Source organism: Pseudoxanthomonas sp. LjRoot125 (assembly GCF_964252705.1).
Lineage (GTDB): Bacteria > Pseudomonadota > Gammaproteobacteria > Xanthomonadales > Xanthomonadaceae > Pseudoxanthomonas_A.
Map to the genome: position 1 here is coordinate 1,267,306 of NZ_CAXUOY020000001.1, position 14,601 is coordinate 1,281,906.

Below are 14,601 nucleotides of genomic sequence, written 5' to 3' on the forward strand. Positions count from 1 at the left end.
GCCACGCCGCCTGACCGCCGCCTCGCCTACGGAGCAGACCCATGAGCACCATCGACTTCACCTCCTTCCTCAAGCTGATGGCGCACCAGAAGGCGTCGGACCTGTTCATCACGTCCGGCATGCCGCCGTCCATCAAGGTGCACGGCAAGATCTCGCCGATCACGCAGACGCCGCTGACCTCGCAGCAGTCGCGCGACCTGGTGTTGAACGTCATGACGCCGGGACAGCGCGAGGAATTCGAAAAGACCCACGAGTGCAACTTCGCCATCGGCGTCGCCGGCGTGGGCCGCTTCCGCGTGAGCTGCTTCTACCAGCGCAACCAGGTGGGCATGGTGCTGCGCCGGATCGAGACCCGCATCCCGACGGTGGAAGAGTTGAACCTGCCGCCGGTCATCAAGACGTTGGCGATGACCAAGCGCGGCATCATCATCTTCGTTGGCGCCACCGGCACCGGTAAGTCCACCTCGCTGGCGGCGATGATCGGTTACCGCAACCAGAACTCCACCGGCCACATCATCACGATCGAGGACCCGATCGAATTCGTGCACAAACACGAGGGCTGCATCATCACCCAGCGCGAAGTCGGCATCGACACCGACAGCTGGGATGCGGCACTGAAGAACACCCTGCGCCAGGCGCCGGACGTGATCATGATCGGCGAGGTGCGCACGCGCGAAGGCATGGACCACGCCATCGCCTTCGCCGAAACCGGCCACCTGGTGCTGTGCACGCTGCACGCCAACAACGCCAACCAGGCGATGGACCGCATCATCAACTTCTTCCGGGAAGACCGCCGCACCCAGCTGCTGATGGACCTCTCGCTCAACCTCAAGGGCGTGGTCGCGCAGCAGCTGATCCCGACGCCGGACGGCAAGGGTCGTCGCGTGGCGATGGAGATCCTGCTCGGCACGCCGCTGATCCAGGACTACATCCGCGACGGCGAGATCCACAAGCTGAAGGAAGTGATGAAGGAATCCACCAACCTCGGCATGAAGACCTTCGACCAGAGCCTGTTCGAGCTGTACCAGGCCGGCGAGATCAGCTACGAGGACGCGCTGCGCTACGCCGATTCGCAGAACGAAGTGCGCCTGCGCATCAAGCTGGCCCAGGGCGGCGACGCCCGCACGCTCGCGCAGGGCCTGGACGGCGTGGAGATCGCGGAAGTCCGCTGACCTCCGCACGACGCGTCGCACGGAAAGGGGCGGGCGACCGCCCCTTTTTCATGGGCGTTTAACCCATCCCTTACATGGGGCTGACTTCGTTCTGAACGTGTTCGCGCCGCGATGCGTGGCGCGGTGGTCGTGCAGGTAGGGTGGCGAGCCATTCGCACACTCGCTCGCCACCAGGATGGAATGCATGCGCAGGGACAGGATCGTCGCCGTCGTCGTGGTCGTGCTGGTGCATGCATGTGTCGGCGTTGTGCTGCTGGTCTCCCGGCCGCCGGGGCAGGGACAGATGGCGGAGGACAGCGATCGCCTGCGCCTGCGCTTCATCGCGCGCCCGACCGTCGTTCCACGCACCGTGGCGTCGCGCCCGAACCTGCCGTCGCTGCCTGCACGCCCGCGACCCGCGCCGCGCATGTCGGCGCCGCCTCCGGAGACGGCGCCGCACGACGCGCCGCCGCTGCCATCGCAGGGCGAGGGGCCGCTGCTGCTCTCGCTGCCGGCCGCGCCGCTGCGCGCAGGCGAGCGTGATCTCTTCGCCCGCCAGGACAAGCGCGCGTTCGAGGCACCGTCACGGCTCAACGTGACCCTCCACGACAGCTCGTTCGTTGGCCGTTACCAGCAGTTCCTCAAGGATGTGACCTGTGAAGAACTTCGCCGCGCCATGCGCAACAGCCCCTCCAGCGCCAACACGATCCAGGCTTCGATGAGCCGCCGCGGCTGCGCACTCTGATCGCCTGGTGAGGCCGGAAACACCGGAAACGACAAGAATTCCATCGATGGCGATGCTTTCTTCTTCCATGCCGCACCAGAAAGGTTCGCCATCGAAGAAGTGTTCTCGGTCATCGCACCAAGGAGCTTCGATGCCGAAGAAACTTTCCTTGTCATGGCAAGAGTAAGAACAGCGGTGTCGTCGTCATTTTCTTCGTCATGGCAAAAAAAACTGCGCCAGGGATGAAAATTCCTTCGTCATGGCACAGGGAAGCCCTGCGACGGGGACGGCAAGCCTCATCGCCGAGCCAAATTATGCGTGAAACAAAGGCGGGTCAAGCTACTACAACAGGAATCGTCGACGCTCATGAATTTATGGTGGAAACTACAAGTAGAACATTCTGCATAGTTTCTGGAGCCGATTGCTAACATGTTCATTATTGATGCGCTGTTCCGCAGCTTCTATTTCTTGACATCCAAGACGGATGTCGGAGGGGAGCCGAATGTATTCTCAGCTTGGATGCTGATGTCGGGCGTCCAAGTCATCAATCTTATGACGCTGAATTTTCTGGTCATGTACTTTGACGAGGCACCTTTGTTTGAAGGGAAAGTTAGCCATTTGCTGGTCGGGGCTATCGTCTTTGTCGTCAATGCTCTGTATGTTTTCTTGCAAGGTGAGCGTGCCTGTGAAGGCAGCCAAGGTAGAAGCCCCGTTCTGGCTGCTTGGTACGCAGGGTCGTCGTTTCTAGCAATGATCGTGGTTATGGTATTGCTGATATTCCAAGCTGCGGACTAGGCTAAGACCTTAGGCTGGGGCGAGCCAGCGAACCCCAACATCCAGATCGCAGACGGCGTGCGGCGTTGGGGTTCACTTCGTTCACCCCAACCTATGTGGATGGCGAACGCCTGAAGTCGCTCAGGCTTTCATCGTCCCCGTCTCCAGCCACCGCTGGTGCCAAGACAGCGCCTCGGGCAGCAGGTGCGGGGTGTGTCTGCCGTAGCTGTGGTGCAGGGCGCGGTCGACGTAGTCCTGCAGTGCATCGCGATAGTCGGGATGGGCGCAGTTCGCGATCAGCGTGCGGGCGCGCTGCTTGGGGGTGAGGCCGCGCAGGTCGGCCAGGCCTTGTTCGGTGACGATGACCGAGACGTCGTGTTCGGTGTGGTCCACGTGGCTGACCATCGGCACCAGCGCGGAGATGCTGCCGCCTTTCGCAGTGCTGGGGCTGAGGAACACCGACATGAAACCGTTGCGGGCGAAGTCGCCCGAGCCGCCGATGCCGTTCTGGATGCGGCTGCCCATCACGTGGGTGGAATTGACGTTGCCGTAGAGGTCGGCCTCGATCATGCCGTTCATGCCGATGCAGCCGAGCCGGCGGACCAGTTCCGGGTGGTTCGACATCTCCTGCGTGCGCAGGATGATGCGCTCGCGGTAAAAGGCGATGTCGCGCTTGAAGACCTCGTTCGCCTCCGGGCTCAATGCGAAGCCGGTGCACGAAGCGACATCGAGCACGCCATCGCGCAGCAGGTCGAGCATGCCGTCCTGGATGACCTCGGTGAACGCCGTGAGGCCGCGGAAACCGCTCTTCGCCAGCCCCGCCAGCACGGCGTTGGGAATGTTGCCCACGCCCGATTGCAGCGGCAGCAGGTTCGCCGGCAGGCGGCCCTGCGCGACTTCGTGCTTGAGGGACTCGATCAGGTGCGCGGCGATGCGCTCGCTGGTCGCGTCGATCGGACTGAACGGGCTGTTGCGATCGGGACCGTGCGTGCGCACGACGGCGACGATCTTGTCCGGGTCGCAATGCAGCGCGGTATCGCCGATGCGGTCCTGCACGTGTTCCAGCGGGATCGGCTTGCGGTGCGGCGGCAGGGCGGTGCCGTAGTAGATGTCGTGCATGCCCTCCAGGCCGGCCGGCTGCCAGTCGTTGACCTCGACGACCACCTTCTTCGCCAGGTCCAGCCAGGTCTTGTTGTTGCCGACCGAGGTCGAGGGCACCAGCGTGCCGTCTTCGCGGATCGCCGAGACTTCCACCACGGCCGTGTCGATGGGGCCGTAGAAGCCGAACCACACGTGCTGCGCCACGTGGCTGAGGTGGATGTCGATGTAGTCCAGGGTGCCGTCGTTGATCCGCTTGCGCGCGTCCGGGTCGCTCTGGAACGGCATGCGCAGCGCGATGGCATCGGCCTTCGCGAGTGCGCCGTCGAGTTCCGGCGCGGTGGAGGCGCCGGTCATCAGCTTGATCTGGAACGGCTGGCCCGCCGCGTGCGCGTGTTCGATGCGGGCGGCGAGGGCGAGCGGCACCGCCTTCGGATAGCCCGAGCCGGTGAAGCCGCTCATCGCGACGGTCTCGCCGGGCTGGATCAGCGCGGCGGCGGCCTCCGGCGTGGTCAGGCGGTCGCGCAGGGCGGCGTTGCGGATGCGGTCTTCGGACATGGGAAGGAAGGCTGGCGCGAAACGGACATTATCGAGTCCGGGGTCGGCTGCCAGCATACGACCATCGTGGAACGCCGGAATTGCGGTGGATCAATGCCCGGCGCGGGCCATCACGGCGGCCGCTGTTTCGCGGCACGGCGATAGGCCGGGCAATCCTCGCGATGCGCGCCGGGCAGGTAGCCCAGGCTCATCAGGAATTCATTGGTGATCTCGCCGCCGGTGAAGCGGAAGGTCTTCTTGAACAGCTTGATCCACTCGGCCTTGCCCAGCGGGTGGTGGGCATCCAGCCATTCGGCGAACCCGCCGTGGCTGCGGCGCAGGCCCTGGATGACCTGGGCGTTGTGGATGGCCGCCTCGATCTTCAGGCGGTTGCGGATGATGCCGGCGTCGGCCATCAGCCGCGCGCGGTCGCGTTCGCCGTACTCTGCGACCTTGTCGACGCTGAAGCCGCTGTAGGCCGCGCGGAAACCCTCGCGCTTGCGCAGCATGGTTTCCCAACTCAGGCCGGCCTGGTTGATCTCCAGCAGCAGGCGTTCGAACAGCACCGCTTCCTCGCGCTGCGGGAAGCCGTATTCGTGGTCGTGGTAGGGGCCATGCAGCGGATGGCCGTGGGCGACGTCGCAATAGCCGGACATGGGGAAGGCAACAAGGGGGACAGCGCATTCTAGGCGGCATCGCGGACCGTTCCTGTCCGCAGGGGCGCGCCCGTGCGCGGCGGGCTAGAATGACGGCCATGCAAGACGTCGCCACGCCCCTGGCCAACCAGCTGCTGATCGCGTCGCCGGCGCTGTCGGACCCGAACTTCGCCCGCAGCGTGGCCCTGATCTGCCAGCACGACGACGAAGGTGCGATGGGCGTGGTGGTGAACCGGCCTTCCGAGTACACGCTGGGTGAAGTGCTGCGGCAGATGAACCTGCAAGCGCAGGACCCGCATCTGGCCGGGCAGGTCGTCCTTGCTGGCGGCCCGGTGCACCCGGAGCGCGGCTTCGTGCTGCACGACGGCCTGCGTGCCTGGGAGTCGACGATGGAAGTCGCCGACGGCCTTTTCCTGACGACCTCCCGCGACATCCTGGAAGCGATGGCGGCCGGTGACGGCCCCGCGCATGCGATCGTCGCGCTCGGCTGCGCGGGCTGGGGTGCCGGGCAACTGGAGTACGAACTGGGCGAGAACAGCTGGCTGACCGCGCCCGCAGACGCCGAGCTGCTGTTCGCGCTGCCGCTGGAGCGCCGCTGGCAGGCGGCCGGCCAGCGGATCGGCGTGGACATGACGCGGCTGACCGATTACAGCGGCCACGCATGAGCCTGCGCGCGCCCTTGCCGACGCGTTCTCCACGGCCGGGGGTGCAGGATGGGATGCGTTTTTCCGAACGGAGGCAGGTGGCATGAAGCTGGACGGCACCGTACTGGGATTCGACGTGGGCGCCCGCCGCATCGGCGTGGCGGTGGGCAGCGCCTTCGGCACCGGCGCACGCGCGCTGGCCGTGATCGACGTGCATGGCCACGGCCCCGACTGGCCGGCCATCGACAAGCTGCATGCCGAATGGAAACCCGACGGCCTAGTGGTCGGCGACCCCATGACGCTCGACGGCGGCGACCAGCCGATCCGCAAGCGCGCCCATGCCTTCGCGCGCGAACTGCGCGTGCGCTACAACCTGCCGGTGGTGCTGGTGGACGAGCGCACCAGTTCCGTCGAAGCCTCGCAACGTTTCGCGCAGGACCGTGCCGAAGGCCGCAAGCGCCGCCGCGATGCCGCGGCGCTGGATGCCGTCGCCGCGGCCGTCATCATCGAACGCTGGCTGGCCGCGCCGCACGACGCGACCCAGCTGACCTGACTTCCCTCACACGACGCCCCATGACCCCACAACTCGATTCGGATGGACGCCTGCGGCACCTGCTGACCCTGGAAGGGTTGCCCCGCGAAACCCTGTGCCGGTTGATCGACCGCGCCGGCCAGATCCGCGATGCGGCGCTCGGGCGCACGCCGCGGCGCACGGTGCTCGACGGCACCACGGTCTGCACGCTGTTCTTCGAACCGTCCACCCGTACCCGCAGTTCGTTCCACATCGCCGCGCAGCGGCTGGGCGCGGACGTGCTGAACTTCGATGCGTCCACCTCGTCCACGCGCAAGGGCGAAACCGCGCGCGACACGCTGCGTAACCTGGAAGCGATGGGCGTGCGCGGCTTCATCGTCCGCCACGCGGATGACGGCGCGGTCGCCGCGCTGGCCGCCGAGGCGGGCGAGGGCACGGCACTGATCAACGCCGGCGACGGACGCAGCGCGCATCCCACCCAGGGCTTGCTGGACGTGCTGACGCTGCGCCAGGCGAAGGGGCCGGACTTCTCGAAGATGAAGGTGCTGATCGTCGGCGACGTGAAGCACTCGCGGGTGGCGCGCTCGGACCTGCACGCATTGCGCACGCTGGGCGCGGGCGAGATCCGCGTGTGCGGCCCGCAGTCGCTGCTGCCGGACGACGGCACGCTGGCCGGCTGCGAAGTCGGCCAGGATTTCGACGCCATGCTCGACGGCGTGGACGCGGTGATGATGCTGCGCCTGCAACGCGAGCGCATGGAGGAAGGCCTGGTGGCCTCGCTGGAGGACTACCACCGCGACTACGGCCTCGATGCCACCCGCCTGACCCGCGCGGCGAAGGATGCGGTGGTGCTGCATCCCGGCCCGATCAACCGCGGCGTGGAGATCACCGACGAAGTCGCCGACGGTCCGCAATCGCTGGTGCTGCGCCAGGTGAGCAACGGCGTGGCCGTGCGGATGGCGGTGCTGGAGACGTTGCTGGGCTGAGGCGCTCGCGCGCCGAGGTCATTCCTCGGCGGCGACGACGCGGTCCTTGCCGGCCTGCTTGGCCTGGTACATGGCACGGTCGGCGCGTGCGAGCAGTTCGTCCTGCGATTCGCCCGGCCGCCAGCGCGCGACGCCTGCGCTGAAGGTCACCATCACGCCGCGCCCATCGTGGATCAACGGCTTGTGGGCCAGCCGGCCGCGCAGGCGTTCCAGCGTGCCGGTGGCTTCCAGGAAGCTGGTATCCGGCAGCAGCAGAACGAATTCTTCGCCGCCGAAGCGCGCGATCGCATCGCTGGCGCGCAACGTGGCACGCGCCATCACCACCACGTGGCACAGCGCGGCGTCGCCGCCGAGGTGGCCGTGCGCGGCGTTGATGTGGCGGAAGTCGTCCAGGTCCAGCATCGCCAGGCTCAGGGTCTGGCCGCTGCGCAGGGCGCGGACGGATTCGCGCTTGAACAGTTCGTCGAAGCCGCGGCGGTTCAATGCATCCGTCAGTTGGTCGACGCGGACCAGTTCGGAGACCGATTGCAGTTCCACTTCCAGGTCGGCGACGCGCTGTTCGGCGGCTTCCACCTCGCGGCGCGCCTCGATCAGGCTGTCGCGCGCACGCAGCGCCTGCGCCTGCACGTCGGCCGTGTCCTGCAGGATGTCTTCCATGCGCTTGCCGAGTTCGGCGATGCTGCGGCTCTCGCGGATGGCCTGTGCGTGGAAGGTGATGCGGTCGTGGTACTCGCCGGTGCTGCTGGCCATGCCGTCGAGGCGTTCGACGAAGGTGACCATCATGTCCTTCATCGAGGCTTTCGACTCGGCCAGCCCCTGCTTCAGCAGGCCCTGCTTGTAGATCACTTCGCGCAGGCCGGCGCGGGTCTGCTCCAGCGAGGTGCGGTCGAGCGGACCGGCCAGCAGCTGGCGCACCGCACCGATCTGGTCCTGCAGCCAGCTGCCGTCTTCGATCAGTTCGCCGACGTTCTCCAGCAACAGGTCGAACAGGCTGCGCATCAGTTCCTGCGCGTCGTTGACTTCGTGCGTGCGCAGGCCGACCTGGAGGCAGAGTTCCTTCAGGTCCGCCCCCACCGGCGCCAGCGGTTGCGCCGGCTGCCATTGGCGGACGCGGTCGGCCAGGGCATGCGCCTGCGGCAGCAGGGCGGCGTCGTCGCGCAGCAGGTGCTCGATGCCACCCGCGAGCAACTGGTGCAGCAGGTCGCGCAGTTGCTCGGCTTCGCCGGACAACGGCTCGTCCAGGATCGTGCGGATGTACTTGTCGATGAGCTGGCGCATCGCGCGGCCATAGCGCGGCCAATCGCCGTCGGCGTGCGCGGACTGCAGGCGCTCGCCCATGCCCTGCAGTTCGCCTGGCAGGCCGGCGACGCCGTACGCGAAGGCGGAGAGCAGGGCGGCCGGTTCTTCCGCATGGGCGAACAGGGCCTGCAGCTGCGCGCTGCTGATCGCCGGCCGCGACCGGGCCGTGCCCGTCGTGGTGAGCTCGTGCGATGAGGATTCGGTGGCCTCGCGACGGCGCGACCAAAACCGGCGGAGGCCGCCAGAAATTCCGGAGTTGTCGTCGGCTACGTCAGCCATCGGAAGTCGCTCGCACGGCCATGGGCGAATGCCCGTCAGCCACCAGGGGATGCCGGGTTATCGGCCGGGATCGGCGGCGGTTGAGGGTGCGATGGCGCCCAGGGCCCGCGGCGTCGGCGAAGCGTGACCGGCGCCGCGGCTCAGTCGGCGGGCGGGAAGCGGGCCAGGGCTTCTTCGATGATGGCCAACTGGCCGGCGGCTTCCGCGTTGCCGGCCGCGGCGGCCCGGCGGACCTGGGCCAGGTCGGGGTGGCTGACGATCAGCAGCAGGTTGCCGCAGGTGGGGCAAGCGTAGTCGGTGACGGCGTCGTGCAGCTCCATCGCCATGCCGCGGCTGTCGCCTTCCCAGCCGCAGGGGCAGGCCAGCGTGCGTTCGCGCCAGCCGTCGGCGAAATAGTCTTCGACCAGTTCCGCCATGCTCAGCGGCCCCGGCGCTGGGCGAACAGCCAGTCCCACATCGGGGCGTAGGCGTAGGTCGCATCCCAGCTGTTGTGGTTGGCGTCGGGGAACTCGGTGTAGCGCGCGTCGCGCGCGCCGACGGCCTTCAGCGCGGCATCCATGCGGCGCGACTGCGAGGGCGGCACCACGTCGTCCTTGCCGCCGTGGAAGATCCACACCGGCACGTCCTTCAGGCGCTGCGCGGTGGCGGCGAACGGGTCGGCCGCGTTGCCCACCGTGTGCGCGCGCAGGCCGGGCCGCGCGTCAGTCCAGTCCACGGTGACGCCGCCGCAGATCGGTACCAGGGCGGCGAAGCGGGTCGGCTGCTGGAGCGCGAGTTCCCAGGTGCCGTAGCCGCCCATCGACATGCCGGTGAGATAGACGCGCGCCGGGTCGCCCTTGAACTCGCGCATCGCCGCCTCGAGCGTGGCGAAGGCGATCCGGCCGGCATCTTCGGTCCATTCGGTATCGTCGGGCGCCTGCGGGAACACCACCAGTGCCGGGAAGTCCGCCGCGTGCTGGCGCAGGTACGGCCCCAGGCCCGCCATCGTCTGCTTCACGCCGTCGCTGCCGCGCTCGCCGGAGCCGTTGAGGAAGAGCACGGTGGGCACCGCCCCCGAACGGAAGCGCGAGGCAGGCACGAAGACCTGGTAGCGGTAGGTCTTGCCGTTCAACGCGACCTCGCGCGAGACGAACTCGCCGGTGGTCGAGGTGGGGACCGTCTGGCAGGCGCTCATCAGGACCAGCAGCAGGGACGCGAGGGCGAAGCGGAAGGGAAGGCGCATGAAGGCAGGCATCCGGGGGCGACGATGCGCGCAGGATACCCCGTCGTGTTCACGCGCGCGTCCACACCCAGGCGGCCAGGGCAGCGCCGTGCAGCAGCACCATGAGCCAGAACACGACGCGGTAACCGGGCTTGCGCGACTTGTGCCGCAGCAACTGTTGCGCGACCCATGCGCCTGGCCAGCCGCCGGCGAGTTCGAGCAGGTGCAGCGTCGACTCCGGCGTGCGCCACCGCCCCGTCTGCGCCGCATGCTTGTCCAGCGCGTAGACGACGAAGGTGATGGCCGACATCCCGAGCGCCACGAACACCGCTTCGAACGGAAGCCTGCCGCCGCGGATCGCCCAGCCGATGAAGAGCGCGTACAGCACCACCGCCGTCGCACCGACGAGAGGGGAAGCGGGGCGGGGCGCAGCGGCGGCGCGTGCGGCGGGCTTGGCATGGCGCGCGACGGGCACCGTCCGGCGTACCGCCTGTGCGCGCCACTTGCCGTCGGGCTGGCGCTGCGCGGTGAATTTCACCCGCTCACCGACCTCGGGACGACGACCGTCGAGCCGGTAGTCGCGGACGTGGAAGAACACGCGCGCGGGCTCGCCATCGAGCGGGGCGATGAAGCCGAAGCCGCGGTCGTCGTTCCATTCGCTGACCTTGCCGAGTCGCTCCATGCGCAGGCCTCAGTGCAGCAGGATCAACGTCGCCAGGCCGAGGAAGCAGAAGAAGCCCATCACGTCGGTCACGGCGGTGACGACGACGGTGCCGGCGACGGCGGGGTCGATGTTCATCCGCTTGAGCAGCAGCGGAAGCAATACGCCGGCGGTAGCGGCGGCGCAGAAGTTGAGTACGAGTGCCATCGCGATCACCAGCGACAGCAGCGGGCTGCGGAACCAGACGAAGGCGATGACGCCGACGATGCTGCCGATCAGCACGCCGTTGATCAACGCCACGCGGATTTCCTTCCACAGCAGGATGCGCGCGTTGCTCGCGCCCACCTGGCCCAGCGCCAGGCCGCGCACCATCAGCGTCAGTACCTGCACGGCGGCGTTGCCGCCGATGCCGGCGACGATGGGCATCAGCACGGCGAGCGCGACGATCTTCTCCAGCGTCATCTCGAACTGGCCGATCACGCTGGCGGCCATGAACGCGGTGAACAGGTTGATGCCAAGCCACACCACGCGGCCGCGCACGGCGCGCTTGACCGGCGAGAACAGGTCCTCGTCCTCGTCCAGGCCGGCGGCGCCCAGCGCCTGGTGCTCGGCCTGCTCGCGGATGATGTCGACCACGTCGTCGATCGTGATGCGGCCGAGCAGGATGTTGTTGTCGTCCACGACCGGCGCCGACACCCAGTCATGGTCGGAGAACTGGCGCGCCACTTCCTGCGCGCTCTCGCCCACGTCGATGGCCGGCTGCTCGTCGTCGATCAGCCGGTTGATGGGCGTGGTGTCCTCGTGGGTGACCAGCGCGGCCAGCGGCACGCGGCCGAGGTACTGGTGGCGGCGGCTGACCACGTACAGGTGGTCGGTGTGGTCCGGCAGTTCGCCGCGCAGGCGCAGGTAACGCAGCACTACGTCGACGTTGACGTCGGCGCGCACGGTGACCACGTCCGGGTTCATCAGGCGGCCGGCGGTGTCCTCCGCGTACGACAGCACCTGTTCCAGGCGCTCGCGGTTCTCGCGGTCCATCGACTTGAGGACTTCGTCGATGACGGTGTCGGGGAGGTCTTCGACCAGGTCCGCGAGGTCGTCGATGTCGAGGTCCTCGACCGCGGCGACGATCTCGTCGGTGTCCATGTCCGCCAGCAGGCTTTCGCGCACCTCGTCGCCGACGTGCACCAGCACCTCGCCGTCGTCTTCCGGATCGACCAGGCCCCAGACGACTTCGCGCTTGCCCGGCGGCAGCGATTCCAGCAGGTTGCCGATCTCCGCGGGCGACAAGGTGTTGACCAACCGGCGCACGGGACCCAGCCGACCGCTGTCGAGCGCGTCGGAGAGCAGGCGCAACTGGCGTGCGGTCTTGTCGTGGCGGATGGTCTCGACCATTCGGTACTCCGGAATGGGGCCGATCCGTCAGGCGGATGCGACCGGGGCATCAAGCGTTCATTCCGCCATTATCGCCCGGCCTGCGATTTATGGACACCCTGCAGGAAGGGCCGGAACGAAGCGCGGGGTGTGGGAGCGACGTCAGTCGCGATGAGGCACCTGCGGTGGTCGATCGCGACTGACGTCGCTCCCACAACGGAAGGATCAGGGTGCGGTAGCGGCTTTGAGCCAGCGCTCGATGCCGGCGCGGTCGCGCGCCTGCAGCAGCTTCGCCGCGCGGGCCTGCAAGTCCGACAGGTCGCTCTCGCGGATCGCCTTGCGCAGTTCCAGCAAGGTCGCCGGATGCAGGCTGAACTCACGCAGCCCCAGGGCCAGCAGCATCGGCGCGAGGGTGGCATCGCCGGCGATCTCGCCACACATCGCCACCGGCACCTTGTGCTCGGCGCCGATGCTGATGACGTGGCGGAGCAGGCGCAGCACGCCCGGATGCAGCGGCGAATACAGTTCGCCGAGCGCTTCGTTGTTGCGATCGGCCGCGAGCAGGTACTGGACGAGGTCGTTGGTGCCGATCGAGACGAAGTCGACCACGTCCACGAAGCCGTGGAAGGCGATCGCGGCCGCGGGTACTTCGATCATCGCGCCGAGTTCGACGTGCTCGGCGACCTCGTGCCCCTGCTTGCGCAGCTGCAGGCCGACGCGGCGCAAGCGCCGGCGCACTTCCAGCAGTTCCTCGCGGCCGCTGACCATCGGCACCAGGATGCGCACCGGGCCGTAGGCCGAGGCGCGCAGGATGGCGCGCAACTGGGTGTCGAACACGTCGGCATGCGCGAGCGACAGCCGCACGCCGCGCAGGCCGAGTGCGGGATTGTCCTCGTCGCCCACCACTAGGCCGGTGCGGTCCGCCTTGTCGGCGCCGAGGTCGAGCGTACGGATCGTCACCGGCCGCCCGCTCATGCCCAGCGCGAGGTCGCGGTAGACCTGGAACTGCTCGTCCTCGCTGGGCAGTTCGCGGCGTTGCAGGAACAGGAACTCGGTGCGGTAGAGGCCGACGCCGGCGGCGCCCAGCGCATGCGCTTTGGCGACGTCTTCCAGCGATTCCGCATTGGCCCACAGCGCGATGTCGACACCGTCGCGGGTCCGGCTGGGCTTGGAGCGCAGGCGGCCGAGCTCGCGTGCTTCGCGTGCAGCGTCGCGCAACCGTTCTCGGTAGCGGCGCAGGTCGTCCGGGTCGGGGTTGACCACTACTTCGCCGGTACTGCCATCCACCAGCAGCACGTCGCCGTCGTTGATGCGCTGCAGGGCCTGCGCGTTGCCCACCACCAGCGGCAGGTGCAGGCTACGCGCGAGGATGGCGCTGTGCGACAGCGCGCTGCCCGCGGCCGTGACCACGGCGACGACGCCCTGTTGCTGGAGCTCCGCCAATTCCGACGGCGCCACGTTGTCGCTGACCAGGATCTCGCCGGCCACGCCGGGCGTATCGGTCGCGCGCTGGTGCAGGTGCGCATGGATGCGGCCGATCACATGGTCGAGATCGTCCATGCGGCTCTTGAGGTACGCGTCGTCCATGCCGTCGAACACGGCGGCCAGGCGGTCGCGTTGCAGGCGCAGGGCGTAATCGGCGGCGTAACGGCCGGTGCGGATCAGTTGATCCAGGCCGTGCAGCAGTTCGGGGTCGTCGAGCAGCAACGCGTGCAGGTCGAGGAACTCGCCGACCTCTTTGGCCAACGCACCATGCAGGCGTGCGCGCAGGCTGTGCATCTCGCGACGGGTGGCGTCGACGGCTTCGTGCAACCGCGCCAGCTCATCGTCGATCTGGTCCTGGCGGATGCGCTGCTCGGCGACCTCCAGGACATGCGGCAGCCGGACCCGGGCGCGTCCCAGCGCGCTGCCGCGCGACGCTCCGTGGCCCGGCAGCAGCGCCCTCAACTCAGGCGTCCTCGTCGAATCGTCGCTCGAACAGCGAGACGACTTCCTGCATCGCAGCGGCTTCGTCCTCGCCCTCGATGCGGACGGTCACCGGGGTGCCCTGGCCGGCGGCCAGCAGCATGACGCCCATGATGCTTTTGGCATTCACCTCGCGGCCCTTGGCCGCCAGCGTGGCGTTGCAGCGGAAACCGGACAGCGTCTGCACGAGCTTGGCGGTCGCGCGCGCGTGCAGGCCCAGGCGGTTTGAAATGGTGAGTTCGCGCTCAAGCATCGTCGTGAATGACTCCATTGCGTGCGCCGGCGGCAGCGGTCGCCGGCAGTTCGTCCAGTCCCTGTTCCGAATAGTTCATCACCCGCAGCAGCATCGGCAGGCTCAGCGCCGAAACGCGCCGGACCGGCGTCCCCAAACGGGCCAGCTTGGCCGCCAGGTTGCTGGGGCTGGCCCCGTACAGGTCGGTCAGCACCAGCACGCCGTCGCCGCCGTCCACGCGCCGGAGCGCGGCGGAGGCCTGCGGGAGCAGCGCCTCCAGGTCGGCATCGAACGGCACCTCGAAGGCCTCCGCCTTCAGGGGCAGTTGCCGCAACAGCGCCGTGGCGACGGCGAGGATCGCCGCACCCACGCCGGGATGAGTCACAAGAAGAATGCCACAGGCCATGCAGGAACGTTAACAGACCGACATGACGCGCTGGAAGCGGCGCGGATGGAACGGTGCGGCGCCCGGTTCGGGCGTCAATCCGTCT

General features: G+C 68.0%; 16 protein-coding genes. 6 read left to right on the top strand and 10 right to left on the bottom strand.

Annotated elements, in window-relative coordinates; all coding sequences use genetic code 11:
* The first annotated feature begins 41 nt into the window (after positions 1–41).
* From ACSION_RS05750 to ACSION_RS05760, 3 genes are all read left to right on the top strand, one after another.
* Positions 42–1,172, top strand: coding sequence for a PilT/PilU family type 4a pilus ATPase (locus ACSION_RS05750; RefSeq protein WP_435305228.1), 1,131 nt, complete (start codon positions 42–44; stop codon positions 1,170–1,172).
* 184 nt (positions 1,173–1,356) lie between these two features.
* Entirely contained in the window at positions 1,357–1,896 is a 540-nt protein-coding gene (locus tag ACSION_RS05755) for a hypothetical protein (protein WP_435305229.1), read from the top strand.
* A gap of 408 nt (positions 1,897–2,304) precedes the next feature.
* A complete protein-coding gene (locus ACSION_RS05760) occupies positions 2,305–2,670 on the top strand; it encodes a hypothetical protein (RefSeq protein ID WP_435305230.1) in 366 nt (121 codons plus the stop codon).
* Between the two features lie 120 nt (positions 2,671–2,790).
* On the opposite strand, the gene ACSION_RS05765 is transcribed toward ACSION_RS05760, so the two are convergent.
* Together ACSION_RS05765 and ACSION_RS05770 are read right to left on the bottom strand one after the other, a co-directional pair.
* The gene (locus ACSION_RS05765) at positions 2,791–4,305 is read right to left on the bottom strand and encodes an acetyl-CoA hydrolase/transferase family protein (RefSeq protein WP_435305231.1); all 1,515 of its coding nucleotides are present in this window, start codon (positions 4,303–4,305) and stop codon (positions 2,791–2,793) included.
* 110 nt (positions 4,306–4,415) lie between these two features.
* Complete coding sequence (locus tag ACSION_RS05770; protein ID WP_435305232.1) at positions 4,416–4,940, bottom strand: DNA-3-methyladenine glycosylase I; 525 nt, start codon at positions 4,938–4,940, stop codon at positions 4,416–4,418.
* 98 nt (positions 4,941–5,038) lie between these two features.
* Here ACSION_RS05770 and ACSION_RS05775 point away from each other — a divergent pair, with 98 nt between their 5' ends.
* From ACSION_RS05775 to ACSION_RS05785, 3 genes are all read left to right on the top strand, one after another.
* On the top strand, positions 5,039–5,605 hold the full coding sequence (locus ACSION_RS05775; protein WP_435305233.1) for a YqgE/AlgH family protein: 567 nt from the start codon (positions 5,039–5,041) through the stop codon (positions 5,603–5,605).
* Between the two features lie 82 nt (positions 5,606–5,687).
* Positions 5,688–6,137 (top strand): Holliday junction resolvase RuvX, encoded by a 450-nt coding sequence (ruvX, locus tag ACSION_RS05780; RefSeq protein WP_093490252.1) that lies wholly within the window; start codon positions 5,688–5,690, stop codon positions 6,135–6,137.
* 20 nt (positions 6,138–6,157) lie between these two features.
* The gene (locus ACSION_RS05785) at positions 6,158–7,102 is read left to right on the top strand and encodes an aspartate carbamoyltransferase catalytic subunit (RefSeq protein ID WP_093490253.1); all 945 of its coding nucleotides are present in this window, start codon (positions 6,158–6,160) and stop codon (positions 7,100–7,102) included.
* 18 nt (positions 7,103–7,120) lie between these two features.
* Here ACSION_RS05785 and ACSION_RS05790 read toward each other — a convergent pair whose 3' ends face one another.
* From ACSION_RS05790 to ACSION_RS05825, 8 genes are all read right to left on the bottom strand, one after another.
* Complete coding sequence (locus ACSION_RS05790; RefSeq protein WP_435305234.1) at positions 7,121–8,680, bottom strand: diguanylate cyclase; 1,560 nt, start codon at positions 8,678–8,680, stop codon at positions 7,121–7,123.
* Between the two features lie 140 nt (positions 8,681–8,820).
* Entirely contained in the window at positions 8,821–9,096 is a 276-nt protein-coding gene (locus ACSION_RS05795) for a hypothetical protein (protein ID WP_435305235.1), read from the bottom strand.
* A 2-nt stretch (positions 9,097–9,098) separates the two neighbouring features.
* Complete coding sequence (locus ACSION_RS05800; RefSeq protein WP_435305236.1) at positions 9,099–9,902, bottom strand: prolyl oligopeptidase family serine peptidase; 804 nt, start codon at positions 9,900–9,902, stop codon at positions 9,099–9,101.
* 49 nt (positions 9,903–9,951) lie between these two features.
* Positions 9,952–10,563, bottom strand: coding sequence for a DUF1294 domain-containing protein (locus tag ACSION_RS05805; RefSeq protein WP_435305237.1), 612 nt, complete (start codon positions 10,561–10,563; stop codon positions 9,952–9,954).
* A 9-nt stretch (positions 10,564–10,572) separates the two neighbouring features.
* The gene (gene mgtE / locus ACSION_RS05810; protein ID WP_093490257.1) at positions 10,573–11,934 is read right to left on the bottom strand and encodes a magnesium transporter; all 1,362 of its coding nucleotides are present in this window, start codon (positions 11,932–11,934) and stop codon (positions 10,573–10,575) included.
* 204 nt (positions 11,935–12,138) lie between these two features.
* Positions 12,139–13,860 carry a phosphoenolpyruvate--protein phosphotransferase gene (gene ptsP, locus ACSION_RS05815; protein WP_435305238.1) on the bottom strand — a complete coding sequence of 574 codons (1,722 nt, stop codon included), beginning with the start codon at positions 13,858–13,860 and terminating at the stop codon, positions 12,139–12,141.
* Between the two features lies 1 nt (position 13,861).
* Positions 13,862–14,131, bottom strand: a complete 270-nt coding sequence (locus ACSION_RS05820; RefSeq protein ID WP_093490259.1) for an HPr family phosphocarrier protein — start codon at positions 14,129–14,131, stop codon at positions 13,862–13,864.
* Positions 14,124–14,516 (bottom strand): PTS sugar transporter subunit IIA, encoded by a 393-nt coding sequence (locus tag ACSION_RS05825; RefSeq protein ID WP_093490260.1) that lies wholly within the window; start codon positions 14,514–14,516, stop codon positions 14,124–14,126. Before ACSION_RS05825 ends, ACSION_RS05820 begins: the two co-directional genes overlap by 8 nt.
* Positions 14,517–14,601 lie beyond the last annotated feature (85 nt).